General features: G+C 67.4%; 22 protein-coding genes. 15 read left to right on the top strand and 7 right to left on the bottom strand.

All coding sequences use genetic code 11. The features are described 5' to 3' along the window. Positions 1-11 precede the first annotated feature (11 nt). Positions 12-392, top strand: a complete 381-nt coding sequence (locus ACQHGV_RS12880) for a hypothetical protein (protein ID WP_440978480.1) — start codon at positions 12-14, stop codon at positions 390-392. Between the two features lie 329 nt (positions 393-721). Here ACQHGV_RS12880 and ACQHGV_RS12875 read toward each other — a convergent pair whose 3' ends face one another. After that, positions 722-3385, bottom strand: a complete 2664-nt coding sequence (locus ACQHGV_RS12875; protein WP_440980208.1) for an Rne/Rng family ribonuclease — start codon at positions 3383-3385, stop codon at positions 722-724. 504 nt (positions 3386-3889) lie between these two features. Here ACQHGV_RS12875 and ACQHGV_RS12870 point away from each other — a divergent pair. Next, positions 3890-5137, top strand: coding sequence for an N-acetylmuramoyl-L-alanine amidase (locus ACQHGV_RS12870; protein ID WP_440978479.1), 1248 nt, complete (start codon positions 3890-3892; stop codon positions 5135-5137). Positions 5138-5217: 80 nt separating this feature from the next. Here ACQHGV_RS12870 and ACQHGV_RS12865 read toward each other — a convergent pair whose 3' ends face one another. Beyond that, positions 5218-5430 carry a DUF6289 family protein gene (locus tag ACQHGV_RS12865; protein WP_183950228.1) on the bottom strand — a complete coding sequence of 71 codons (213 nt, stop codon included), beginning with the start codon at positions 5428-5430 and terminating at the stop codon, positions 5218-5220. Between the two features lie 236 nt (positions 5431-5666). Here ACQHGV_RS12865 and trhO point away from each other — a divergent pair, with 236 nt between their 5' ends. The 6 genes from trhO (at position 5667) to ACQHGV_RS12835 (ending at position 12453) form a co-directional block, all read left to right on the top strand. Then, a complete protein-coding gene (gene trhO, locus ACQHGV_RS12860) occupies positions 5667-6620 on the top strand; it encodes an oxygen-dependent tRNA uridine(34) hydroxylase TrhO (RefSeq protein ID WP_440978478.1) in 954 nt (317 codons plus the stop codon). A 66-nt stretch (positions 6621-6686) separates the two neighbouring features. Then, on the top strand, positions 6687-9185 hold the full coding sequence (locus tag ACQHGV_RS12855; protein WP_440978477.1) for a penicillin-binding protein 1A: 2499 nt from the start codon (positions 6687-6689) through the stop codon (positions 9183-9185). A 64-nt stretch (positions 9186-9249) separates the two neighbouring features. Further along, on the top strand, positions 9250-10377 hold the full coding sequence (gene prfB / locus ACQHGV_RS12850) for a peptide chain release factor 2 (protein WP_183950231.1): 1128 nt from the start codon (positions 9250-9252) through the stop codon (positions 10375-10377). Positions 10378-10402: 25 nt separating this feature from the next. Further along, positions 10403-11131, top strand: a complete 729-nt coding sequence (locus ACQHGV_RS12845) for a class I SAM-dependent methyltransferase (protein WP_440980207.1) — start codon at positions 10403-10405, stop codon at positions 11129-11131. 126 nt (positions 11132-11257) lie between these two features. Next, positions 11258-11704 (top strand): hypothetical protein, encoded by a 447-nt coding sequence (locus ACQHGV_RS12840; protein WP_440978476.1) that lies wholly within the window; start codon positions 11258-11260, stop codon positions 11702-11704. An 8-nt stretch (positions 11705-11712) separates the two neighbouring features. Continuing rightward, positions 11713-12453 carry a TorF family putative porin gene (locus ACQHGV_RS12835; protein ID WP_440978475.1) on the top strand — a complete coding sequence of 247 codons (741 nt, stop codon included), beginning with the start codon at positions 11713-11715 and terminating at the stop codon, positions 12451-12453. A 347-nt stretch (positions 12454-12800) separates the two neighbouring features. Here the strand turns inward: ACQHGV_RS12835 and ACQHGV_RS12830 are convergent, their stop codons facing one another. Next, a complete protein-coding gene (locus tag ACQHGV_RS12830) occupies positions 12801-13196 on the bottom strand; it encodes a JAB domain-containing protein (protein ID WP_440978474.1) in 396 nt (131 codons plus the stop codon). A gap of 85 nt (positions 13197-13281) precedes the next feature. On the opposite strand from ACQHGV_RS12830, the gene ACQHGV_RS12825 reads away from it, so the two are divergent. The 7 genes from ACQHGV_RS12825 to ACQHGV_RS12795 all read left to right on the top strand — a co-directional run bounded on the left by ACQHGV_RS12825 (position 13282) and on the right by ACQHGV_RS12795 (position 20456). Further along, positions 13282-14076, top strand: coding sequence for a thymidylate synthase (locus ACQHGV_RS12825; RefSeq protein ID WP_440978473.1), 795 nt, complete (start codon positions 13282-13284; stop codon positions 14074-14076). Continuing rightward, positions 14073-14543 carry a dihydrofolate reductase gene (locus tag ACQHGV_RS12820; protein WP_440978472.1) on the top strand — a complete coding sequence of 157 codons (471 nt, stop codon included), beginning with the start codon at positions 14073-14075 and terminating at the stop codon, positions 14541-14543. Before ACQHGV_RS12825 ends, ACQHGV_RS12820 begins: the two co-directional genes overlap by 4 nt. A gap of 125 nt (positions 14544-14668) precedes the next feature. After that, the gene (locus tag ACQHGV_RS12815; protein WP_440978471.1) at positions 14669-15694 is read left to right on the top strand and encodes a GGDEF domain-containing protein; all 1026 of its coding nucleotides are present in this window, start codon (positions 14669-14671) and stop codon (positions 15692-15694) included. A 33-nt stretch (positions 15695-15727) separates the two neighbouring features. Further along, complete coding sequence (locus tag ACQHGV_RS12810) at positions 15728-16678, top strand: bifunctional riboflavin kinase/FAD synthetase (RefSeq protein WP_183950237.1); 951 nt, start codon at positions 15728-15730, stop codon at positions 16676-16678. Positions 16679-16713: 35 nt separating this feature from the next. After that, entirely contained in the window at positions 16714-19545 is a 2832-nt protein-coding gene (gene ileS / locus ACQHGV_RS12805; RefSeq protein WP_440978470.1) for an isoleucine--tRNA ligase, read from the top strand. Further along, a complete protein-coding gene (gene lspA, locus ACQHGV_RS12800) occupies positions 19538-20044 on the top strand; it encodes a signal peptidase II (protein ID WP_440978469.1) in 507 nt (168 codons plus the stop codon). Before ileS ends, lspA begins: the two co-directional genes overlap by 8 nt. Further along, positions 20037-20456 carry a DUF3035 domain-containing protein gene (locus ACQHGV_RS12795; protein WP_183950240.1) on the top strand — a complete coding sequence of 140 codons (420 nt, stop codon included), beginning with the start codon at positions 20037-20039 and terminating at the stop codon, positions 20454-20456. Before lspA ends, ACQHGV_RS12795 begins: the two co-directional genes overlap by 8 nt. A gap of 197 nt (positions 20457-20653) precedes the next feature. On the opposite strand, the gene ACQHGV_RS12790 is transcribed toward ACQHGV_RS12795, so the two are convergent. From ACQHGV_RS12790 to metC, 4 genes are all read right to left on the bottom strand, one after another. After that, complete coding sequence (locus ACQHGV_RS12790) at positions 20654-21823, bottom strand: TonB family protein (protein WP_440978468.1); 1170 nt, start codon at positions 21821-21823, stop codon at positions 20654-20656. A gap of 160 nt (positions 21824-21983) precedes the next feature. After that, positions 21984-22820, bottom strand: a complete 837-nt coding sequence (locus tag ACQHGV_RS12785; protein ID WP_183950241.1) for a TorF family putative porin — start codon at positions 22818-22820, stop codon at positions 21984-21986. A gap of 190 nt (positions 22821-23010) precedes the next feature. After that, positions 23011-24321, bottom strand: coding sequence for a mechanosensitive ion channel family protein (locus ACQHGV_RS12780; RefSeq protein ID WP_440978467.1), 1311 nt, complete (start codon positions 24319-24321; stop codon positions 23011-23013). Beyond that, complete coding sequence (metC, locus tag ACQHGV_RS12775) at positions 24318-25514, bottom strand: cystathionine beta-lyase (protein ID WP_440980206.1); 1197 nt, start codon at positions 25512-25514, stop codon at positions 24318-24320. The genes ACQHGV_RS12780 and metC overlap by 4 nt, the downstream gene beginning before the upstream one ends. Position 25515: the final 1 nt, after the last annotated feature.

Below are 25515 nucleotides of genomic sequence, written 5' to 3'. Positions count from 1 at the left end.
GAAAGGATAAGATGATGATCGCCATCGATGCCGCGCCACCACCGGTCTCCGTCTGTCGGCTGGGACCTGACCAGCGCGCGATCCGCCGCCTCGCCGATCTGCCACCGACGGTCCGGGCGGCGCTGACGACAGCGGCGGGCGGCAATGTCTCCGAGGTGGGCAGCGTCTTCAATGCGACCGATGTTGGCGGTATTGCCAAGGGACCGACGATGCGGTTCATTCAGGGCTTCAAGGTCGGGACGCTCTGGCTCACCTGGGTGGAGCAGGGCGGTATCGCGCACCGCTACCGCGTGGTCGGGCTGCGCGAGACGGGCGGAGGTGTGATGCCGGTGGCGTCGGTTGACGGACAGCGATCCCTATGTGCGACGTCGCAGAAGATGGTGGCGATTTAGACCGCCCGATTATTCCTCCCCTGCAAGGGGAGGTGGCGCGCGTGAGCGCGTCGGAGGGGTGTCCTGCTCTCGAGAGGGTGACACCCCTCCGTCAGGCCTTCGGCCTGCCACCTCCCCTTGCAGGGGAGGATTGAGATGGGGGTGGGCTCGTTCCGAGAGCGGGATGCGTGAAGCGAACTTACCCCTCCCCTGAAGGGGAGGGGCTCGCGTTGATTCAATACGACGTCATCACGGTCTGGCGTCGCCTCCCGCCATAGGGAGGCCCCCAACGAAAAACGCCCTCCTTCCGCTGGGGAAGGAGGGCGTCTTCATTCACACCGTTCGGGCGATCAGGCGCCGAAGGTCCGCTGCCACCAGCCGCGACGCGGGGTCTCGCTGGTCGGGGCCTCGGCGTCCGCTTCCGCTTCCGCCGGTTCGTCGGCGGTCACGGCTTCCGCAGGCGCGGGTGCTTCCTCGGCGACCGGCTCGGCCGCCGCCTTGGGCGCAGCCTTCTTGCGGGTGCGCTTGGGCTTGGCAGGAGCCTCCGCTTCGACAGGCGCGTCCTCGGCGGCCGGCTCGGCGGCGACCTTGGGGGCGGCCTTCTTGCGGACGCGCTTCGGCTTGGCCGGCGCTTCTGCCTCGACCTCGGCCGCAGGGGCGTCCGGCGCCGCTTCGGCCACGGGGGCCTCGACCGGAGTCTCGGTCGCCTCGGTCACCACCGGTGCGGCCTTGCGGGCGCGGGGGCGGCGGCGGGTCTTGGGCGCGTCCGTGGCTTGGGCCTCGGCCACCGCGAGCGGGGTCGTCACCGGTGCGGCGTCGCCCGCCTCGATCGGCTCCTCGATCGACAGCGGCGCTTCGGCCTGGTCGTCGTCCGAGCCGGCGTCAGCCGCCGCCTCGTTCACCGACTCGCCGGCGTCGTTCGTGCCGTTCTCGCTGCGGCGACCACCACGGCGACCGCGACGCCCACGACGGCGGCGACCGCCTTCGCGCGGCTCGGCCTGTTCGCCCTCGACGGTTTCGGCGGTCTCGGCAACGTCCTCAGCCGCGTCTTCCGCGTCATTCTCGTCGAACTCGGCGTCGTCGGTCGTGGCTTCGCCCTCGGCCTGTTCGCCACCCTCGGCATCGCCACGGTTGCGGCGGCCGCGACGGCGGCGACGGCGCTTGCGGCCACCGCCTTCGCCCTCGTCACGCGATTCGCGCGGCGCACGGGCTTCGGTCGCTTCCTCTTCGACCTCGTCCTCTTCTTCCTCCTCGACCTCGTCGATCAGATCGTCTTCATCCTCCTCGACGGGCAGGAGCGTGTCGATCTTCGGCGCATAGGCCGGCGGCGGGCCGGATGCCTCGACCGTCATGCGCGCACCCTCTTCCTCGCGGTCGGGGATGATCTCGACGGTGACGCCGTAGCGATCCTCGATCTCGGCGATGTCGGCGCGCTTGCGGTTCAGCACATAGACGGCCGCCTCCTGGCTGGCGCGCAGCGTCAGGATCGAGCCGCGACCGCGCGCGGCCTCGTCCTCGATCAGGCGCAGCGCCGACAGGCCCGAGGACGAGGCGGTACGGACCAGGCCGGTCCCTTCGCAATGCGGGCAGGGGCGGGTGGACGCTTCGAGCACGCCGGTGCGCAGGCGCTGGCGGCTCATTTCCATCAGGCCGAAGGACGAGATGCGGCCGACCTGGATGCGGGCGCGATCGTTCTTCAGCGCCTCCTTCATCGCCTTCTCGACCTTCCGGACATTGGAGTTGTTGTCCATGTCGATGAAGTCGATGACGACCAGACCCGCCATGTCGCGCAGGCGGAGCTGGCGCGCGATTTCCTGCGCGGCTTCCAGGTTGGTCGCGGTCGCGGTCTGCTCGATATTATGCTCGCGGGTCGAACGCCCCGAGTTGATGTCGATCGAGACGAGCGCTTCGGTCGGGTTGATGACCAGATAGCCGCCCGACTTCAGCTGGACGACCGGATTGTACATCGCGGCGAGCTGATCCTCGACATGCGCGCGCTGGAACAGCGGAACGGCGTCGGCATATTGCTTCACCCGGCGGGCATGCGCGGGCATCAACAGGCGCATGAAGTCCTTCGCCTGGCGATAGCCTTCCTCGCCCTCGACGATGACTTCCTCGATCTCGCGATTATAGATGTCGCGGATCGCGCGCTTGATCAGATCGCTGTCGCCATAGATCAGCGCCGGCGCCGAGCTATGCAGCGTCTTTTCGCGGATACCGTCCCACAGGCGGGCGAGGTAATCGAAGTCGCGCTTGATCTCGGTCTTGGTGCGCTGGAGACCGGCGGTACGGACGATGCAGCCCATGGTCGAGGGCAGCGCCATCTCGGCCATGATGGTCTTCAGCCGCTTGCGGTCGGCCGCGTTCGAGATTTTCCGGCTGATGCCGCCGCCGTGGCTCGTGTTGGGCATCAGGACGCAGTAACGACCGGCCAGCGACAGGTAGGTCGTCAGCGCCGCGCCCTTGTTGCCACGCTCTTCCTTGACGATCTGGACCAGCAGCACCTGACGGCGATGGATGACGTCCTGGATCTTGTAGCGGCGGCGCAGATTCTGGCGACGCTGGCGCAGCGCCTCGACCTGGTCGTCATTGACGGTCGACTTCTTCGGGCGCGGCGCACCCTCGCCGTCCTCATCGTCGTGATGGTCGTCGGCGTGATGATCGTCATGATCCTCGCCGTCATGATCCTCATCATCCTCGGCGTCGAGCTCAGCGCGAAGTGCTGCCTCTTCGGCGGCATGCTCGGCCTCTTCGCGCAGCAGGGCTTCGCGATCTTCCTTGGGGATCTGGTAATAGTCGGGGTGGATTTCCGAAAAGGCCAGGAAGCCATGACGGTTGCCGCCGTAATCGACGAACGCCGCCTGCAGCGACGGCTCGACCCGGGTCACCTTGGCGAGGTAGATATTGCCCTTGAGCTGCTTGCGCTCGGCCGACTCGAAGTCGAATTCCTCGATCCGGTTACCCTTGACGACGGCCACGCGGGTTTCTTCCCGGTGGCGTGCGTCGATCAGCATACGCGTGGTCATTATGAAGTCTCCACGCGCGCGCCGGGCCTCGAGGCTGCCGTCGCGCGCGGTAAATAAGGTGGGCGGCGGCGCGAGGCGCCGGTCCGCTGGTCAAAACGGCGTGTGTGGCCGTCGCAGCCGCAGCGCCGGCGACGGGGCCGGTGCGGACCCACGACACCGCGATCCCGCCGGCAGGGGCCGGTCGGTCAGCGGGGTGGATCATATGCGTCATGCGAGCGTCAACCTGGTTGGCCCCGCGCGCGATCATGCGTCGCGTTCCTGGGCCTTGGAAGGATGGCCCCGTCCCCGATCGTTTGGGAGAGGTGATCGAGGCCGGGGTCCGCGTTGATTGCTAGCATCACGACACGCTTTGCGCAACAGGCGGCGAATCGCCGTTTTGCCGGCGAAAAAATGCCGAATTGCCGGTTAACCATGGGCCGAAACACCCCCGTGACGCTCACGGGTCTAGCCCCTGTGCTGTCGATCCCAGGATCGTCAAAAGGGGTTTGCGTAATGGCTTTTCGCTGGACCGGCAGTCGCCGGGCGCGGCATGACAGCCGGGCCGTGTTGATGTTGCTCACCATCCTGCTCGGGGTGTTCGCCCCCGTCAGCGCCTTTGCCGCCAAGGTGCAGAAGGTGTTCGTGCGCGGCGCGCAGGTGATCATCCGGTTCGATTCGCCGGTCAAGCGCGCGCGCAGCGTCATGCTGAACGAACCGCGCCGCATCGCGGTCGACGTGGTCGGCGCAACACCGGGCGGCAAGGGGCCGGCGCCGATCGACCAGGGGGCGGTACGCACCCTGACCCAGAGCGTGGTCATGCCCGGCGTCACCCGGCTGCGCTTCGACCTGGCCGAGGATGCGACGATCTTCGACGGCGGGTTCGACAGCGATGGCCGGCAATTGTCGCTGACGCTCAAGCCGCTCAAGCGCGGCTATACCCAGGCCAGTTTCACCGGCGCGCTCGACTTCTTCCCGTTCCATTTCCAGTCGCGCAAGCCCAGCTATACGCTGTCGGTGCCGGTGCCTACCGCGACGCGCACCCTGCCGCTGCCGCGCGTCCGCGGGGCCGACGACCGGCCGCTGGTCGTCATCGATGCCGGGCATGGCGGGGTCGATCCCGGCGCGATCAACCCGCAGACGGGCCTGCGCGAAAAGGACGTGACGCTGGCCATCGCCCGGGCGATCCGCGACACGCTGGTCGCGAGCGGCCGCGTGCGCGCCGCGCTGACCCGCGAGGACGACCGCTACATCCTCCACCGCGAGCGCTACAACATCGCGCGGCGTCTGCATGCCGATCTGTTCATTTCGATCCATTGCGACAGTGCCGGTGCGGGCGAGGCGCGCGGGGCCACCGCCTATACCCTGTCCGACGTCGCCTCCGACAAGGAGGCCGCGCGACTGGCGGCGCGCGAGAACAAGGCCGACGTGATCGCCGGCGTCGATCTGGGCGGCAACAGCGATGTGTCCTCGATCCTGATCGACCTGACCCAGCGCGAAACGATGAACGCCTCGGCCAGCTTCGCGCGGCTCCTGGGCCGCGAGGCGCAGCCGCTGATCCCGGTCAAGCCGAGCTTCCACCGCATGGCCTCGCTGATGGTGCTGAAGGCGCCCGACATGCCCTCGATCCTGTTCGAAACGGGCTATATCTCCAACATGCAGGACGCGGCCTTCCTCGACAGCCGCGACGGGCAGAAACGGATCGCGCAGGCGGTCCTCCAGGCGGTCGAAGTGCATTTCGCGCGGCGGATGGCGTCGCGGTGACGTCATCAACAGCCGCCTGAGCGATCATCTCACGAGCGAGTCGATGCGACGAACTAGGGTCCGCCGCATCGAAAACATTTTCAGGGACACATGCCGTTGAAATATCGATAATAGGGGGATGTGGTCCCTGATGTCTCAATCTCTCCACTGCAATAGAAAGTTTCCTGGCCTACGACCCGTGTACGCGATCCGTCGCTGTAATATTGTTTGACGTAATGGTAGTCGTCATATTGCGCTGCGGCGGTCGCGCTGATCGCAATCGTGGCTAGAATGGCAAGCTTCAGCTTCCTCATGTCGCCTTCTCCCTGCCGAGCTATACATATGTATGAGAATCATTGTTGTGCTCGGTCTCGGAAGCCTATCGTAGTTTTAGGAATTGCTCAACGGAAAGAGGGCGGGTATTATTTCTAGAGTTTGCTAGATTGTGAGCTTCTGGGTCCCAATTGTCCGCATTGGCATCGTTTTGGATGAAATGGCGAGATTGGTCTGGCGTCTGGCTTCGCCGTTGCGGAAAGCTTAAAGCCGCCAGATGATCCGCGTCTGTGCCCTTTACCGTTTCGCCACCTTCCCCGACCCCGCCGCGCTGCGCGAACCCCTTTTGGCGGTTGCGGAGGCCAATGGCATTCGCGGCACGCTGCTCCTGGCGAGCGAAGGCATCAATGGCACCATCGCCGGCACGCATGACGGGATCGAGGCGCTGCTGACACATATCCGCACGCTGCCGGGGTGCGCCGATCTCGATTATAAGGACTCCACCGCCGAGGCGATGCCGTTCCACCGGATGAAGGTGCGGTTGAAACGCGAGATCGTGTCGATGGGCGTCGACGGCATAGACCCCACTCGGGAGGTGGGCACCTATGTCGCGGGGGCGGAGTGGAACGCGCTGATCGCCGATCCCAAGACCGTCGTGATCGACACGCGCAACGATTATGAGGTCGCGATCGGGACGTTTGACGGTGCGGTCGATCCGGGGACGAAGAGCTTTCGCGATTTCCCCGCCTGGTTCCGTGACCACCGCGACGAGTTGCTCGCGGGCAAGGCCCAGGTGGCGATGTTCTGCACCGGCGGCATACGCTGCGAAAAGGCCACCGCTTTCCTGAAGGCCGAAGGCGTGGAGGATGTCTTCCACCTCGATGGCGGCATCCTGAAATATTTGGAGACGATGCCCGCCGAGGAAAGCCGCTGGAACGGCGAATGCTTCGTCTTCGATGCGCGCGTCGCGGTGGGGCATGGGCTGGCACCAGGGAGCCATGCGCTGTGCCATGGCTGCCGCATGCCGGTCAGCCCCGAGGATCGCGCCTCGCCGCTTTATGTCGAGGGGGTGAGCTGTCCCGCCTGCCACGGCACGCGCGATGCGGAGCGGCTGGCCGCCTATGCCGAGCGGCATCGGCAGGAGCGGTTGGCGGCAGCGCGGGGCGAGGCGCATGTGGGCGCGCGCTTTGCATCGCCGGACGATGCGCGCGACGAACCGCATAAGGGGTAACGCCCAACGATCGGTAAGGCGGGTGGCAAGCCGGGGCGAACCTGCTACACGGGCCGGCGCAAAGCCATGGCCGTCGATCCCACCCACCCGTCCGAATCCCCCGAAACCCCGCGCCGGCGGCTGTGGAGCCGTTGGTGGGTGAAGGCGCTCGCCGCGCTCGCGTTGCTGGTCGCGATCGGGGCGGGGGTGTTCTGGCTGGTCTTCATGCGCGACCTGCCCTCGGTCGATGCGCTCAAGGCCTATGAGCCGCCTTTGCCGACCCATGTGCGTGGGCTCGATGGCACGCCGATCCAGTCCTATGCGCGCGAACGCCGGGTCGAGCTGTCGTTCAGCGAATATCCGCCGCTGCTCGTCCGCGCCTTTCTGGCCGCGGAGGACAAGAGCTTCTTCGAGCATGGCGGCGTGGATTATCCCGGGCTGGCGGGCGCGGTCTTCGATTATGCCAAGAAATTCGGCAGCGGCCGGCGCGCGCGCGGCGGTTCGACCATCACCCAGCAGGTCGCCAAGAACCTGTTGATCGGCAACGCCTATTCGCCGACGCGCAAGGTGCGCGAGGCGATCCTGGCGTACAAGATCGAGGCGACGCTGACCAAGCCGCAGATCCTGGAGCTGTATCTCAACCAGATCGCGCTGGGCCGCAACGCCTTCGGCGTCGAGGCGGCGGCGCATGCCTATTTCGACAAGGAACTGAACGAGCTGACGCTCGGCCAGATGGCCTATCTGGCGGTGCTGCCCAAGGGCCCGTCCAACTACGACCCGATCCGCCATCCCGACCGCGCGCTGGAGCGCCGCGCCTATGTGCTGCGCGAGATGCTGGACAACAACTTCATCACCCGCGCGCAATATGACGCGGCGATGGCCGAGCCGCTGGGCACCGTGCTGCGTCGCACGCCCAAATATGCGCAGGTCGGCGGCTATTTCGTCGAGGAGGTCCGCCGCCAGCTGATCAAGCAGTTTGGCGAGAATGCGCAGAGCGGACCGCACAGCGTCTATGAGGGCGGGTTGTGGGTGCGGACCTCCTATGACAAGCGCCTGCAGGATCTGGCGACCGAGGCGCTGCGCGACGGCCTCGTCCGGTTCGAGGGCGGGCGCGGCTGGTCCGGGCCGATCCGCCATGTCGATCTGGACGGCGACAATTGGCAGCAGGCGCTGCTCAACACCAATATCGGCCTCGACTATCGCGACTGGCGCGCCGGCATCGTCACCGCCAAGGACACGGGTGAGGCGACGATCGGCTTCGCCAATGGCCGCACCGGCAGCCTGCCGCGCGCGGCCGCGCAGATGCCGCGCCGGGGCACGGCGGCGACCGCGTTCAGCGCGTTGAAGGTGGGCGACATCGTCGCGGTCGCGCCGCAGGGTAGCGGCTTCGGCCTGCGCTCGGTGCCGCGCATCTCGGGCGGCTTCGTCGTCGAGGAACCCGCGAGTGGCCGCGTGCTGGCGATGCAGGGCGGCTTCGACGCGCGGCTCCAGGCGTTCAACCGCGCCACCCAGGCGCAGCGCCAACCGGGCTCGACGATCAAGCCGATCGTCTATTCCGCCGCGCTCGACCATGGCATGACGCCGGCCTCGATCATCGTCGACGGGCCGTTCTGCGTCGATCAGGGTGCCAATCTGGGCACCAAATGCTTCCGCAACTTCGGCAATTCGGCGGGCGCGGGCCCACACACCATGCGCTGGGGCATCGAGCAATCGCGCAACCTGATGACGGTGCGCACCGCCGCCACGGTGGGGATGAAGAACGTCGTCGCCATGATCAAGCAGATGGGGATCGGCGATTTCCCGGCCTATCTGTCCTATGCGCTGGGCGCGGGCGAGACGACGGTGTCGCAGATGGTCAACGCCTATGCGATCCTCGCCAATAACGGGCGCGGCGGCGATCCCTCGCTGATCGACTTCGCGCAGGACCGGCACGGCAAGGTGATCTGGCCGGAGAATTGGCGCGCCTGCGACCGGTGCAACATGGCCGATTATGACGGCAAGCCGATGCCGCGGCCGGTCTCGCACCAGCGCCAGGTGATGGACGCGATGACCGCCTATCAGATGGTCCATATCACCGAGGGCGTGATTCAGCGCGGCACGGCGACGGGTCTGCGCGATCTCGACCGGCCGATATTCGGCAAGACCGGCACCAACAACGGCCCGACCGATGTGTGGTTCGTCGGCGGCACGCCGCAATTCGTCGGCGGCCTGTATATTGGTTATGACCATCCGCGCTCGCTGGGCGGCTATGCGCAGGGCGGCACGATCGCGGTGCCGATCTTCCGCCAGTTCGCGGAAAAGGCTTATGAGGGGCTGGAGAAGCTGCCCTTCCGCGCGGCGCCGGGCATCCGCATGGTGCGGATCGACCGCGCCAGCGGCCGGCCGGTCTATGGCACCTTCCCGACCGGCAACGATCCCAAGCCCGCCGTGATCTGGGAAGCGTTCAAGCCCGAGAGCGAGCCGCGCCGCCGTGCGCGCCGGAACGTCGAGGCCGCCACCACCGCGGCCGCCACGCCCAGCGGCCCGGCGACGCCCGCGCCGCCGCGCGACAGCGATTTCTTGCAAAGGGAAGGCGGAATCTACTAGCCCGCTTCCCATATGACGTTTTTCCGCCGGTTTGGCGGACGCACGACCGATTCGGAGAATATTCATGCGCGCTGAAGCGCAGGCTCATGTCGACACGATCAAGGACGCCCTGGAGCTGCTGCGCCGCTTCCTCGACTGGGACCGCGCGCTGCGCCGCCTGGACGAGCTGAACGCGCGCGTCGAGGACCAGGCGTTGTGGAACGACCCCAAACAGGCCCAGGCCGTGATGCGCGAGCGTCGCCGCCTGGACGAGGCGATCACCGCCACCCGCGCCATCGAGAACGAGCTGTCGGGCACGGTCGAGCTGATCGAGCTGGCCGAGATGGAGGGCGACGAGGAACTGGAGAAGGAGGCCGTCACCAGCTTGGGCGATCTCGCCAAGCGGGCGGAGGCCGACAAGGTCAAGGCGCTGCTGGCCGGCGAGGCCGACGCCAACGACACCTATCTGGAAATCAACGCCGGCGCGGGCGGCACCGAGAGCCAGGACTGGGCCGGGATGCTCCAGCGCATGTACACGCGCTGGGCCGAGCGGCGCGGCATGAAGGTCGAGCTGGTCGATTATCATGCGGGCGAACAGGCCGGGATCAAGTCGGCGACGCTGCTGATCAAGGGCGAGAACGCATACGGCTATGCCAAGGTCGAATCGGGGGTGCACCGGCTGGTGCGGATCAGCCCCTACGACTCCGCCGCGCGTCGCCACACCAGCTTTTCGAGTGTCTGGGTCTATCCGGTGATCGACGACAATATCGAGGTCGAGATCAACGAGAGCGAGCTGCGCATCGACACCTACCGTGCGTCGGGTGCGGGTGGTCAGCACATCAACACGACCGACTCGGCGGTGCGTATCACCCACTTGCCGACCGGCATCGTGGTGCAGTGTCAGAACCAGCGTTCGCAGCACAAGAACAAGGCCGAGGCCTATAACCAGCTGCGCGCGCGCCTGTACGAGCGCGAACTGGCCGAGCGCGAGGCGGTGGCGAACGCGGAGAACGCGACCAAGACCGATATCGGCTGGGGCCACCAGATCCGGTCGTACGTGCTCCAGCCCTATCAGCTGGTGAAGGACCTGCGCACCGGGGTCACCTCGACCGCGCCGGGCGATGTGCTCGATGGCGATCTCGACAGCTTCATGGCCGCCGCCCTGTCGCAGCGCGTGACCGGTGAGGCGGTCGCGGTGGAGGATGTCGACTAAGATGCGTAGCCAGGGGGCGGGATCGATGCTGGCGGTGGCGCTGCTCCTCGCGCTGGGAGGCGCGATGGCCGGCTGCGACGGCTCGAAGCCGCTGATCAACCAGCAGGCCGATGACGACAAGCCCGGCCCCTTCCCGGCGGCAGATCGCCCCGTGGCGGACGTCGTGTCGTCGCGCTGGTCGAGCGAGGATGCGCGCGACCGGCTGCGCGAGGCGGATCAGGTCATGGACCGGGCGAAGATCCGGCCGGGCATGACCGTCGCCGATATCGGCGCGGGCGAGGGCTATTACACCGTCCGCCTGGCGCAGCGCGTCGGCAAGGAAGGCCGCGTGCTGGCCGAGGACATCGTCGCCGCCTGGCGCGACCGGCTGGCCGAGCGCGTCGCGCGCGAGCGGCTGGACAATGTCAGCGTCAAGCTGGGCGAGGCGGCCGATCCCAAGCTGCCGCCCAACAGCTTCGACCGGGTGCTGATGGTGCATATGTATCATGAAATCGGGCAGCCCTATGAATTCCTCTGGCGGCTCCATCCGGCACTGAAGCCCGACGGGCTGGTCGTGGTGGTCGATGCCGACCGGGCGACGCGCGCGCATGGCACCCCGCCCGCGCTGCTGAAATGCGAGTTCGAGGCGGTCGGCTTCACCCAGGTCTCGATCGAGAGCATGCCCTCCGCCGGCGGCTATCTGGCGACCTTCCGCGCCACCGGCCCCCGCCCCGAACCGGGCGCGATCCGTCCGTGCCGGATGAAGGGCAATTAAGTCACCGTTGCGGTGACAGATTTGCAACCTGACAGCTTTGTCATGCATTGATCGGGTATCGACTCCGCACGGTGTCGATAGGCCACCGGCCAGCATGGGTCGGGGCACCGCATGAAGGAGACAAGGATGAACACGCTTTTGATCGCCGGGCTCGCGCTTGGGGCGGCGGTGGCGTCTGACGGTGCAATCGAGCACCGGACGCAGGTCGACCATCATAGCGGACCGGTCGCGGTCCATTATCGCGCCGATGTCGGCGTGACGCACAAGCAGATCGGCGCAGTGACCACCGGTGGCCGCCCCTCGACGCTGCGCTGTCTGTGGTCGGCGAACATGACCGTCCACCGCGAGGCGCGCGCGACCAATGGCGCGACGCTCAGCCGCAGCGCGGCGCATGACAATGTGATCGAGGGCAGCCGTCCGGGCTGGTGCAGCACCAGCCGCCAAGCTATCGCGCAGGAAGTGGCGGAGCGCCGCGACGCGCTGCACGACCATCTGCAGGCGGTGGCGCAGGAAGACCATCCGACGCTGCGCGCCGAAATGGACCGTCTGCACCCCGAAACCCGAGAAGGATAAGAAACCCTTTGCGTATCGCGTACCCCGCCGGCCTGTTGCTGGCATCCCTCGCTCTCGCCACTCCTGCCCTGGCGCAGGATCGTCCCGTCATCGGCGTCGAGCTGAACAGCGATGAGAATCGTCGCGGCCTGAGCTGGAGCGAGGGCAAGGTGTCGCCCTCCGCCGACATCTTCGTCACGCGCGGGGTGCTGGAGGCGAGCGGGCGGATCGTCGCGCTGCGCGAATCACCCCGCCATGGCGGCGCGGGCGCGGTCGGGGATCTCAGCCTCGGGGCGGGCACGATGGTCGGCCCGGTCAGCGTGCGCGGCCGGGTGACCGGTCACTTCTTCGCCGGCGCGGAGTTCGACGCCGATTATGTCGAGCTGGGTGCCTCCGCCGCCTATACGCTGGGGCCGGTTCAGGTCGATGCGGGTGCCGATTACGCGCCGTCGCAGGACGCGATCGGTGGCGACAATCTCTATCTCCATGCCGGCGCGCGGGCCGGGGTGCCGGGCACGCCCTGGACCCTGCTGGCGGGCATCGGCCATTCCACGGGCAAGACCGTCGAGGTCTTCCGCGCCGCACGTTTGCGGCCGGACGGCGACTATACGGACTGGCGGCTGGGTGTGGAGCATGTGACCGGACCGGTGACGCTGGGCCTCGACTATGTCGGGACCGACGTGTCCGAGCGTGAGGCCGCGATCCTGATACTGGCCGATGCGCGTCACTCGGGCGACCGCATCGTCGGGCGGGTGCGGTTCAGCTTCTGAGCGGGCGTTTTGCCCCCGCCATTGCCATATCGACAGCCAGACAAGGCTGCCTTCATTCCTCCCCTGCAAGGGGAGGGGGACCATCCAAAGGATGGTGGAGGGGTGTCCCCGGTCGTGAGTAAAGGCCGATCTCGCCAACGGTGACACCCCTCCGTCAGGCCTGCGGCCTGCCACCTCCCCTTGCAGGGGAGGAATAGATCAAATGTCGATCAGCCCTAAAGAAAGATGACATGAGATGGCTTCGTCATTGCGAGCGTCGCGAAGCAATCCAGTGTCCGGGCAAGACGCTCTGGATTGCTTCGCGACGCTCGCAATGACGGATTGGGTCAAACTGACGTCATCCTGCCCTAAATCGCGCCCATATCCCTTAGGCTAGCGACGCGAGCGCCGCCGCCGAAGATCAGATGGTCGAGCAGCCGTACCCCCAATATGTCCAGGCCCTGTGCCAGCCGCCGGGTCAGTGCGAGGTCGGCGGCGCTGGGGCGGGGATCGCCATCGGGGTGGTTGTGCGCGATCAGGACCGCCTGCGCCGATAGCAGGATCGCGTCCCGTGCGATGCGGGCGATCGGCACCGTCGCCGAGTCGGCATGGCCGATGATGTGGCGCAAGCCCAACAATCTCCGTTCCGGACCCAGATAGGCGACGCCCACCGCCTCGACCGCACGCCCCGACAGTCCGGCGAACAGCGCCTCGGCGTCGTGGCGCGTCACGATGCGGAGGGCGGGGTGGGCTGAGGGGGGCACGACCGGTCCTGCCGCATCGCGCGCGCCGGCGCAGCGGCAGACGCCTCCGCTTGCGACACGATGGCCGCAGCGCTACGCCCCGGCCATGCGCCAATATCTCGACCTCATGGACCGGGTGCTGACCCAGGGTGTGCAGCAGATGGACCGGACCGGCACCGGCACGCTGTCGGTGTTCGGCCACCAGATGCGCTTCGATCTGGCCAAGGGCTTTCCGGTCCTGACCACCAAGAAGCTGCACCTGCGCTCGATCATCGTCGAGTTGCTGTGGTTCCTGCGCGGCGATACCAATGTCCGCTGGCTGCAGGAGCAGAAGGTCAGCATCTGGGACGAATGGGCCGACGAAGCGGGCGATCTCGGCCCCGTCTATGGCAAGCAATGGCGCGACTGGGCGACCGCCGACGGCCGCCATATCGATCAGATCGCCGAGCTGATCGAACAGATCCGCACCCAGCCCGCCTCGCGCCGCCAGATCGTGTCGGCCTGGAACCCCGGCGACCTGCACGCCATGGCGCTGGCCCCGTGCCATTGCCTGTTCCAGACGCATGTCGCCAATGGCCGGCTGTCGCTGCAACTCTATCAGCGCTCGGCCGACATCTTTCTGGGCGTGCCGTTCAACATCGCCTCCTATGCGCTGCTGACCCATATGCTGGCGCAGCAATGCGATCTGGAGGTGGGCGAGTTCATCTGGACCGGCGGCGATTGCCACCTGTACCTCAACCATCTCGAACAGGCGAAGACGCAGCTCGGCCGCGAGCCGGGCGCACTCCCCCGGTTGGAGATCGCGCGCAGGCCCGACGCGATCGATGGCTATGCGCTCGAGGATTTCGTGCTCCACGATTATGTCGCGCAGCCGCATATCAAGGCGGCGGTGGCGATATGATCGTCTTCGTGCTGGCCCGCGCGCGCAACGGCGTGATCGGGCGCGACGGCAAGCTGCCCTGGCACCTGCCCGCCGACCTGAAGCATTTCAAGGCGCAGACCATGGGCAAGCCGATGATCATGGGCCGCAAGACCTTCGAGAGCTTTCCCGCGCCCTTGCCCGGCCGGCGGCATATCGTGCTGACCCGCGATCCGCACTGGGCCGCCGAGGGGGCGGAGGTCGCGCATGACGTCGACGCCGCGCTGGCGCTCGCCGGCCCGGGCGAGGTCGCGATCATCGGCGGCGCGGAGATTTTCGCACTGTTCCTGCCCTGCGCGGACCGGATCGAGCTGACCGAGATCGATGCCGCGCCAGAGGGCGATGCGGTGGTCCCAGCCTTCACCGGTTGGCGCGAGCTCGCGCGTGAGGCGCATCCCGCCGAGGGCGATCGGCCGGGCCATGCCTTTGTCTCGCTCGTGAAACCATGAGCCGTTAACCACGATTCCTGGCCGGCGCCGCTTCAATTGTGTCGGCAAGCCACATACAGCTGCTTCTGACACGCATCAGCGCAGCCATCGGATGCGCCGATGTACCAATCGAGCGGTAAGGCCGGATGATGTGGGGTGAGGCGCAGTCGGGGGCGGATCGGGCGGATGTCGAGGCCGAGCAGGGCTGGGACGCCGAGCAGGAGGCCGCGCTGTTCCTCGACCGGCACCGGCTGGACCAGGGTCCCGACAATCGCGCCGTCGTCCTCTATGCCATCCGCCATCCCGACAGCGCGTTGGGCCGCGAGGTCGCACGGCGCACCGATGGCGGCGTCCGCCTGACGACCGAGGATGTCGCCGCGCTCCGTCCGCTGCTGCGCGCGCATGAGGAGGCGGGGCAGGGGCACGGTGCCTGGCAGCGCGATCTGGGCGTTCAGGCCGAGCGGCTGGAATCGCTGACCAGCGACGCGCGGCAGATCACCAGCGATTTCACCAGCGACATGGCCGCGCTGTCCCGCGCGCAACGGGGCGAAGGCGATGCGAACGGCACGACGGACGTCGCCGCGCTGCTTGAACAGCTGATTGCGCGCATCGCCCGGACCGAACGCGATCTGGCCGAGCTGTCGGGCAGTATCGCAACCTTGCGCGACCGGATCGAAACCGCCCCGCGCGACCCGGATGTCGATCCGCTGACCGGGGTGATGAGCCAGACCGGCGCGCGCCGGCTGATCGCCGAGCTGCCCGATCAGCCGCACGGCTATGCGTTGGCGACCTGTGGCCTCGACGATCTGGACGTGATCGAGACGCGCTATGGCCGGTCGGTGGCGGACAATGTGCTGCGCACCTTCGTCGCGACGCTGCGGCAGAGCTGTCAGGGTGTCGACATCATCCGGTGGGAGGACAATCTGTTCGTCCTGCTGCTGCGCGGGCGGCCGTTGGCGCAGTTGGCGCTGATGATGGAGGAGGCGCGTGCGGCGATGCTGGCGCGCACGCTGCGGCTGCGCGGTTCGGGTGAGCCGATCGGCGTCGTCACCCTGTCGGCGGGGGTGGCGGCGGGCATGGGGGTGCCGATGCAGGACATGTTCGACCGGGCCGAGGCGTTTCGCGCCATCGCCAGCGCCGGGCAGGGCAACCGGGTGGTGTCGCGCGCCTAGCCAATTCGATCGGGCCTGCTATAGCGCGCGGTCATGCAGCGTCTCGATGGCGCGACCCCGCTTCCGCCCGGGCTGGCCGGCGGGATCGTCGCGCTGGGCAATTTCGATGGACTTCATCTCGGTCATCAGGCGGTGGTCGGGGCCGCCGTCGCGCGCGCCCGCGCCGAGGGGCGACCGGCGCTGGTCGCGACCTTCGATCCGCATCCCGTCCGCCTGTTCAAGCCGGACGCCGCACCCTTTCGCCTGACCAGCCTCGACCAGCGCGCGCGGCTGTTCGCCGCCGCCGGGGTCGATGCGATGATGGTGTTCCGCTTCGATGCCGCGCTCGCCGCGCTGAGCGCGCGCGCCTTTGTCGAGGAACGGCTGCTCGGCGACCTCAAGATCGGCGGCGTGGTGACCGGCGAGGACTTCACCTTCGGCCGGGCGCGCAGCGGGACGGTCGCGACGCTGCGCGAATGGGGACGCGAACTGGGCTTTTCGAGCGACGCGGTCGCCCCCGTGGCGCTGGACGGCGAGACGGTGTCGTCGACCCGCATCCGCCAATATCTGGCCGCCGGCGAACCGCGCGAGGCCGCGCGGCTGTTGACCCGGCCCTTCACGATCGAAGGCGTGGTGCAGCATGGCGACAAGCTGGGCCGCACCATCGGCTATCCGACCGCCAATCTCGACATGGGCGAATATCTGCGCCCCGCGTACGGCATCTATGCGGTGCGCGGGACCCTGGAGGACGGGCGGGTGCTCGACGGTGCCGCCAATCTGGGCATCCGGCCGCAATTCGATCCGCCTAAGGAATTGCTGGAGCCCTATTTCTTCGACTTCGCAGGCGACCTCTATGGACAGCGCCTGTCGGTCGAGCTGATCGAGTATCTGCGGCCCGAGGCGAAGTTCGAGACGCTCGACGCATTGGTCGCGCAGATGGACGCCGATTGCGCGCGTGCCAGGGCGATACTGGCCCACATGCCGGCGTCGCATAATCCGGCATGACGTGTTAACCTAAAGTCGTTAAGGGCGTGTCCCCTATGACCGACGCGCCCGATTACCGCGACACCGTCTTCCTGCCGAAGACCGATTTCCCCATGAAGGCGGGGCTTGCCGCCAAGGAACCGGCGATTCTGGATCGCTGGGCCAAAATGGGGCTGTACGACCGCCTTCGCCGGGAGCGTGCGGGGCGTGAGCGGTTCATCCTGCATGACGGTCCGCCTTATGCGAATGGCGACATTCACATGGGCCATGCGCTCAACAAGGTGCTGAAGGACATCATCGTCCGCTCGCAGACGCTGATGGGCAAGGATGCGCCCTATGTGCCGGGCTGGGACTGTCACGGCCTGCCGATCGAGTGGAAGGTCGAGGAGGCGTACCGCGCCAAGAAGCTGAACAAGGACGAGGTGCCCGTCGCGCAGTTCCGCGCCGAGTGCCGTGCCTATGCCGACACCTGGGTCGGCACGCAAAAGGCGCAGTTCGAGCGGCTGGGCATCATGGGCGACTGGGCCAACCCCTATCTGACCATGACCTATGACGCCGAGGCGGTGATCGCGGGCGAGCTGCTGAAGTTCGCCGAATCGGGTCAACTCTATCGCGGCGCCAAGCCGGTCATGTGGTCGCCGGTCGAAAAGACCGCGCTGGCCGAGGCCGAGGTCGAATATGAAGACATCGTCTCGACCCAGATCGATGTCGGGTTCGAGGTGGCAAGCTGCCCCGAATATCCCGATCTGGTCGGCGCGCTGGCGGTCATCTGGACGACGACCCCCTGGACGATCCCGGTCAACCAGGCGCTGAGCTATGGCGAGGCGATCGACTATCTGCACTTCGAGTGCGACGGGCGTCGTTACCTCGTCGCCGAGCCGCTGCTGCCCGCCTTCACCAAGCGCACCGGCATTTCGATGAAGGGCTTCATCGCGCTGGCCAAGGGCCCGGTGCTGGAGGGCGCGACCGCGCTCCACCCGATGCACAAGCTGGGCGGTTTCTTCGCCAAGCCCCGTCCCTTCTTGCCGGGTGAGTTCGTCACCACCGACGCCGGTACGGGCCTGGTCCATATGGCGCCCGATCACGGCGAGGACGACTTCCTGCTGTGCAAGGCGCACGGCATCGACCCGGTCTTCGCAGTGCAGGGCGACGGCACCTATCGCCCCGACTGGGCATGGCTGGGCGGCCAGGGCAGCGTCATCAACAAGAAGTTCGTCGCCGCCGACGGCCCGATCTGTTCGGACCTGCGCGAAGTCGGTGCACTGCTGTCCGCCTCGGACGATTTCCAGCACAGCTATCCGCATAGCTGGCGCTCCAAGGCCAAGGTCATCTTTCGCGCCACGCCGCAATGGTTCATCCCGATGGACCGCGCCGATGCGACGCTGGTGCCGGAAATGGCGATGGCGCAGGTCGACCCGATCTCGGGCGTGACGCCGCTCCTCACCGTGCCGCTGGGCAATGGCGCGACGCTGCGCCAGACCGCGCTCGACGCGATCGAGCGGACCCGCTGGGTGCCCGAGCGCAGCCGCAACCGTATCCGCTCGATGGTCGAGGGACGCCCCGACTGGGTCATCAGCCGCCAGCGCGCCTGGGGCGTGCCGATCGCGCTGTACGTCAACCGCCAGACCGGCGAATATCTGAACGACAAGGCGGTCAACGCCCGCATCATCGCGGCCTTCCGCGAAGGCGGGGCGGATGCATGGTTCACGGCCGATCATCAGGCGCTGTTGGGTGCCGATTACAATCTGGCCGATTTCGAGCCGGTCAACGACATCCTCGACGTGTGGTTCGACTCCGGCTCGACCCATGCCTTCGTGATCGAGGCGCGGTACGGAGAGGGCACGCGCGCGAACCTGTATCTCGAAGGGTCGGACCAGCATCGCGGCTGGTTCCAGTCGTCGCTGCTCGAATCCTGCGGCACGCGCGGCCGTGCGCCGTACGACGCGGTGCTGACCCATGGCTTCGCGCTCGACGGGCAGGGCCGCAAAATGTCCAAGTCGCTGGGCAACGTCGTCGATCCGCTGAAGATCATCGGCGAGTCGGGTGCCGACATCCTGCGCATCTGGACCGCTTCGACCGATTATTTCGAGGATGTCCGCATCGGCAAGGAGGTGCTCGCCACCGCCTCGGACAGCTATCGCAAGCTGCGCAACACCTTCCGCTACATGCTCGGCGCGCTCGACGGGTTTACGGACGAGGAGCGCATCTCGTTCGACGCGATGCCCGAGCTGGAGCGTTATGTCCTGGCCCGTCTGACCGCCCTCGACACCGAGCTGCGCCGTGCGGCCGAGGCCTATGAGTTCAACCGTTACTTACGCGCGCTGACCGATTTCGCGAATGAGGACCTGTCGGCCTTCTTCTTCGATATTCGCAAGGACTCGCTCTATTGCGACGCCGCGACCGATCCGAAGCGTCGCAGCTATCGCACCGTGCTCGACATCCTGTTCCACGCATTGGTCCGCTATGCCGCGCCGATCCTGTGCTTCACCGCCGAGGAAGTGTGGCAGGCGCGCTATCCGTCGGAGGATGGTTCGGTCCATCTGCTCGAATGGCCCGAACTGCCGCAGCTGGGTGAGGACGAGGCGCTGATGGCGCGTTGGGCCGAGATCCGGTCCTTGCGCGCGCAGGTGACCGAGGCGATCGAGCCGCTGCGCCGCGAAAAGACGATCCGTTCATCCAACGAGGCGGAGGTGACGGTGCCGTCGCTGCCGCTCGACGCGCCGGGGCTGGCCGAGGCGTTCATCGTCGCCGATGTCGCGGTGGCCGACACGGTCGGCGTCACGCGGACCGATTATCACAAATGCGGCCGCTGCTGGCGGCATCTGCCCGATGTCGCGGCCGATGGCGAACTGTGCGGACGCTGTGCCGGGGTGGTCGCCCATGGCTAAGCTGCCCGCCCGCGGTCTGGCGACCGCCGCGATCCTGTTCGTCGTCGACCAACTCATCAAATGGGCAGTGACCGGACCGCTGTCCTTGCGCGCGCTGGGCGACGTTCGGGAGATCACCAGCTTCTTCAACCTGCGCTTCGTGCCCAATTACGGCATTTCGTTGGGGCTGTTGACCGCCGACAGCAACGCCTCGCGGTGGGCGCTGGTCGCGATGACCGGGGCGATCGCGCTGGCGGTCGCCTTCTGGATGACGCGTGAGCGCAATCCGGTCGATCAGGTCGCGCTGGGCTGTGTGCTGGGTGGCGCGCTGGGCAATATCCTCGACCGGGTGCGCTTCGGCTATGTCGTCGATTTCGCCGATCTGCACTTCGGCGAATGGCGCCCCTTTTTGGTCTTCAATGTCGCTGACGCAGCGATTACGATAGGCGTTCTGGTTCTGCTGGCGCGCGCGCTTCTCGTGCGCGACCGGCCCGCTCCCGTGGAGAAGAGCAATGCGTAAGTTGGTGCCCGTCATCGCAGGTCTGTCCTGCGCCGCGTTGCTGACGGGATGTGGGGCCGGGCGTGGCCTGGACCGGGCGCGTCCCGACGAATTCGCCGTCGCGCGCCAGCCCTCGCTGGTGATCCCGCCCGACTTCGCGCTGGTCCCGCCGCAGCCGGGCGCCGCGCCCGTGCAGACGCGCGGTGGCCAGCAGCAGACGCTGGACGCGCTGTTCGGCGGTCAGGCGGCGCGCAGCCAGTCGGAATATGGCCTGGTGCAGAATGCCGGTGGCGACGCCGCCGATGCTGGCATCCGCTCCTCGGTCGGCGATCCGGCGACCAACGTCGTCGACAAGGGCGCGACCACCCGTGACATCGTCGCCGCCCCCGAAGGCGACGGCCAGGACGCCCGCGCCGCCGCCGGTACGCGCTGATCCTGCCATAGGTCGAGAGGGAAGGGGCCGGAGCGCGACCAAGCGTTCCGGCCCCTTTTTTCGTGGGGCGGGTGGGTTCGTAAGCCCCTCCCCTTCAGGGGAGGGGTTGGGGTGGGGCCTCTCGACGGGCTCATGGTTTGCGGAAGCGCCCCACCCCCGCCCCCTCCCCTGAAGGGGAGGGGAGAGGAATCAGCCCTTTAATAGACCGGCGGGGGTGCCTCCGGGGCATCGGGGGCGGGCATGTTGTGCGGCCCCATGTTGAACCGCACCCGGTCGACGCAGCCGGTATAGCCCTGCGCGTTGACCTTGAAGCGGGCGCTGCGCAGCACGGCGATCGCGCTCTCGCCGAAATCGCTCGCGGGCTGTGCGGCGATGACCTTCAGATTGCCCAACTCGCCCCAGGGCGCGACGTCATAGCTGACCACCGCCCATCCCTCGATCGAACGGCGGCGAAAGGGTTCGGGGAAACGGAGTTGCGGCGGCGTCGCCCAGTCATGCGCGTCGGGGCAATTGCCCGCGACCTTGGTGTCGCGGATCGCCTCGGGCATGTCGGGGGCGGGCAGCGTGGCCGGCGCGCGCCAGAAGGGATAGAAGCAACCGGTACGCGGGCCACCGGTGAAGCGCGAGGCGCGGATAGCCTTCAACGCGGCGGCGTCGAGCGCGGGATTGGCCGTGCCGGTCAGCAGCGTGGCCCCCACCGGCTTGCCCTTGGCGTCCAGGTCATAGCGGACCATCGACCAGTCGCGCGCGCCGGGCGTGGCGGGCAGCTTTTCGAAATCGGGCAGGACGCGGACCAGCGGCTGGGGCTGCGGATCGTCCTGGCAAGTGCCGCCGGCTGAGCGGATGCGCAGCCAGCCTTCCTTGGGCAAGGCGCCCGATTGCGGATGGATGGTGTAGGACATCAGTTCGGGCACGTCCGCGCGGTCGAGCGGCGTCGCGCGCGAGCTATAGGTGATACGGCAGTCCCGGTGCGCGCCATTCGCCGCGAAGCGGCTGGCGACCAGCGCCGGCGCGATGTCGTTGGCATAGGGGACGAAGTCGGGGCTGTCGCGCATGACCGACACCGCACGGCCGGCCTGGTCGATGTCGAAGCGCAGCGTGACCGCGCGGTCGGCCGTGCTCGCACCGCTCCAGCCCAGCAAATTCCATGGCCGCCGGATCGTCGCCCCGGTGATGCTCACGCCGTCGCAGGTGACCGGGCCCGGTATCCATTGCAGCAATAGGCGCGATGACGGCGCGGGCGAGGCCATCGTAACGATGGCGGGCGCGGGTGGTAGGGTGACACGCGCCTTCCCCGTTTGAGAGGCGGCGGGCGCGCCCGACACCAGCGACGTGGACAACAGGGCAAGGAACAGCGGCCGGATCATCGCGAAAGCCTCCCGATCATGCGCCGGATCGTCGGCACCGATCGTGCCAGCTTATGGAGGCTTCGTGACAGGCGCGAGTCCTGTCCCCGAAACGGACCCGATTTTGACGGGAAAGGGCGGCGCCGCTGCCGGCACCGCCCTTCACCCCCCGGTCAGGCCGTCAGAAGGCGGCGGTCAGCGAGAAGAGGACCGTCGCATCGGCGATGCTCGCACCGCCGGGGACCTGCCCCTTGGAGAAGTTCGGCTGGAGATAGGCCGATTCGGCGGGGCTGATGTCGGTGTCAACATAGGCGACGCCCAGCGTGATGTTCTTGTAGACCGCGACATCGGCGCCCAGCGACCAGTCCCAATATTCGCCGGTCGGCGACAGACTGGTGCCGTTGGGGCCGAGGCCCGGATTGCCCTTGGAATAGCCGATATGCGCCTTGGCGGTGATCGGCGTATTGGGGATGCCGACCGTGCCGTCGCCGGTCAGATAGAGGTTATCCCAACGCTGGCCCCGGCTGTAGCTGGTGTTCGAGAAGTTGCCGAGCGAGGTCTGCTTGGGCGCGTAATAGACGCCGGCGGTCAGGTTGGCGGGACCCGCCGTGCCCGACAGGCGGCCGAACAGCTCGACCACGTCCGACTCGGAGAAGCCGCCCGGATAGGTGTACCAAGTGACGCCGACATCGGCCGTCGCGTTGCCATAGGTGTGCTTGTAGCCGACGATGCCGTCGAGCTCCATGTTGGCGCCGCCGAACGTGCCCCAGCCGGCGAGGTTCGACGCGAAGGTGCCGATATACAGGCCGCTGTCATGCGCGACGGTCAGCGCGGCCTGGACGGCGGCGTTCTTGTTGGTCTGCGAAATGCCGCGCAGGCGGTAATCGGTCAGGATCGCGGCGCTGCCGCTGATCGTGATGGGAGAAGGCGGTGCGGTTTCGCTGCCGCTGTCCTGCGCAAAGGCGGGCGTCGCGGCGACCAGCGAGAGGCCGCCAAGGAGGATCGTGGAGAAGCGCATCGTTTCCCTTTCAAACGGAAATTCGATGTTCTCACCTGCAACCTCGCGGCGATGCGGCCTCTGTCATGTCGGGTGAAACCCGGCGGACCGTCTGCCGTCGCGAGAAGGCCAAGCTGACAGCGCATGATGCACTGCACAAGCATAAACTCGATCCATGATGGTTTTTCGGCGACGCGCTGTGGCCGAACGGTCACGGCTCGGGACTGATGGGCGCGTCCAGATTTTCGTGGCGCAGGCCGCCGGGCAGCGAGCGGATGTGAATGTCGCGCTGCGGATAGGGCAGGCCGACGCCGTGCTCCTTGAACAGGAACCATAGGCGGTTGAGCACGTCGGAGCGAACATTGCCGACGCCACTTTCGGGATCGCTGATCCAGGCCAGGATCTCGTGCTGGAGCGCATGGTCGCCGAAGCCCATCAGCCAGACGGTCGGCTTGGGGCTTTTCAGGACGCGCGGCGATTCGCGCGCGGCGCGCAGCATCAGTTCCTGTGCGAGGCGCAGATCGTTGTCGTATGCAATCGAGACGGGAATGCGGACGCGCACGTTGCGGTCCGAATAGGACCAGTTCTCCACCTCCTGCGTCATCAGATTTTCGTTGGGGATCAGATGCTCCTTACCGTCACGGGTGATGATCGAGACGGCGCGCACCCCGATCTTGTTCACCCAGCCGATCTCGTTCTGGAGCGCGATGACGTCGCCCGGCTTGATCGAGCGGTCCATCAGCAGGATGATCCCGGCGATCAGATTGCCGATCGTCTTCTGCAGCCCGAAACCGATCGCCAGGCCGAAGCCGCCCGAGAACAGCGCCAGGCTGGTCAGGTCGATCTCCAGCAAATCCATCGCGAAGAAGAAGGCGATGACGACGATGGCGATGCTGGCGAGCTTCTGCGCCAGCAGCTTCTGCGTCGGGTCGAGCCCGCGCGCATGGCCGATCCATTGTTCGGTGATCCGGGTGACCGCGCGGGTGACGGCGAGGATCACGACGATGGTGACCAGCATCGTCACCAGCAGCATCACCGAGAATCGCCGCGACCCGACGGTGAAGCCGATCTGTTCGGCCAGCCGGCTGACCGGGCCGAGGCCGCCGATCTCGCGACTGAACAGCGCGACGAAACAGACGATGGCGAAGATCCAAGCCAGCCAGCGTGGCAGGTTCAGCCCGCGCAGCAGCTGGAACCCCGCGCGCGCCATCGACGCGCCCAGCGCCAGCCCGATCGGCACCCCTGCCAGCGCCTCCCAGGGCCAGAGCGCGCCCAGCGTCATCAGCAACAGGGCGGCGGTCAGGTGGCGGGTGATCGCGCAGATGCGGGCGTGCAGCGCCTCGCCCTGCGCGATGGCGAAACGCTGGACCAGCGCGGCGACATGCGGGCCGAGCTTGCGCCCCGCGATCACGCCGCCCGCCAACATGGCGAGCGTCAGGACCGAGGCGACCCCGGCCTCCATGGCCTCGGCACGGGTCGGCAGTTCGATGCCGCTCGCCTGAAGCCATTCGAACAGCGTCATCCGCGCGCGGCCCGGAACCGGGCGAGCCCGCGATCGAGGTCGGCGATCAGGTCGTCGGTATCTTCCAGCCCGATCTGGAGCCGGACCAACGGCCCGGCGAAGTCGCGCCTGGTCACGCTGCGATAGCGGTGCGGATCGGCGGGGATGGCGAGGCTCTCATAACCGCCCCAACTGAACCCGAGCCCGAACAGCGCCAGTCCATCGAGCATCGCGGTGCGCGCGGCGTCATTGCCACCGTCGAGGACGAAGGCGAACAGCCCGCTCGAGCCCAGGAAGTCGCGCGCAAAGATGTCATGGCCGGGGCAGGAGGGGAGTGCGGGGTGCAGCACCTGCGCGACGCCGGGCTGCTCGGCGAGCCATTTCGCGATGGTCAGCGCGCTCTGCTGATGCTGGGCGAGGCGGACGCCCATGGTGCGCAGGCCCCGGCTGCCCAGATAGGCGTCGTCGGGGCTGGCGACCTGGCCCAACTGGAAGCTGGTGTCGCGAAGCGCGGCCCAGTGCGAGGGCGCGGCGGTGACCGAGCCCAGCATCGCGTCCGAATGGCCGACGACATATTTGGTGCAGGCCAGCACCGTCAGGTCTACGCCCTTTGCGATCGCCGGGAAGAACAGCGGCGTCGCCCAGGTATTGTCGAGGATCGTGGTGATGCCGTTCGCCTTGGCGACCGCGACGATGGCGGGAATATCCTGCACCTCGAAGCTGAGCGAGCCGGGGCTTTCGAGGAAGATGGCCTTGGTCGTCGGGCCGATCAGCTCGGCGATGCCCGCCCCGACCAGCGGGTCGTAGAAGCGCGTCGTGATCCCCATCCGCGCCAGCAACCCGGTCGCCAGCCCCCGCGTCGGGTCATAGGCGCTGTCGACCAGCAGCAGTTCGTCGCCCGGCGACAGCACCGATAGGAGCGCCGCCGCGATCGCCGCCACGCCCGACGGATAGAGGAAGGTCGCCTGCGCGCCCGGCTCCAGGCTGGTCAGCGCATCGGCCAGTGACCATTGGGTGGGCAGGCCCTTGCGGCCGTAGAACAGCTTCTCGTGCAGATCGCCCGCCCCCACGCTGCGCATATGCGCGACATTGTCGTACAGCACCGTCGATCCGCGCCAGACGGGGACGTTGACCACGCCCTTGGTCCATTCGGCGCGGCGGCCTGCCTGGACCAGACGGGTGGCGGGCTTGATGGGCAGATCGTCGTCGGTCATC

This window comes from Sphingomonas pseudosanguinis (assembly GCF_052056765.1).
GTDB classification, from domain to species: Bacteria; Pseudomonadota; Alphaproteobacteria; order Sphingomonadales; family Sphingomonadaceae; genus Sphingomonas; species Sphingomonas pseudosanguinis.
The sequence above is the reverse complement of the archived record's forward strand: the minus strand, read 5'-3'. Positions and strand labels throughout refer to the sequence as shown.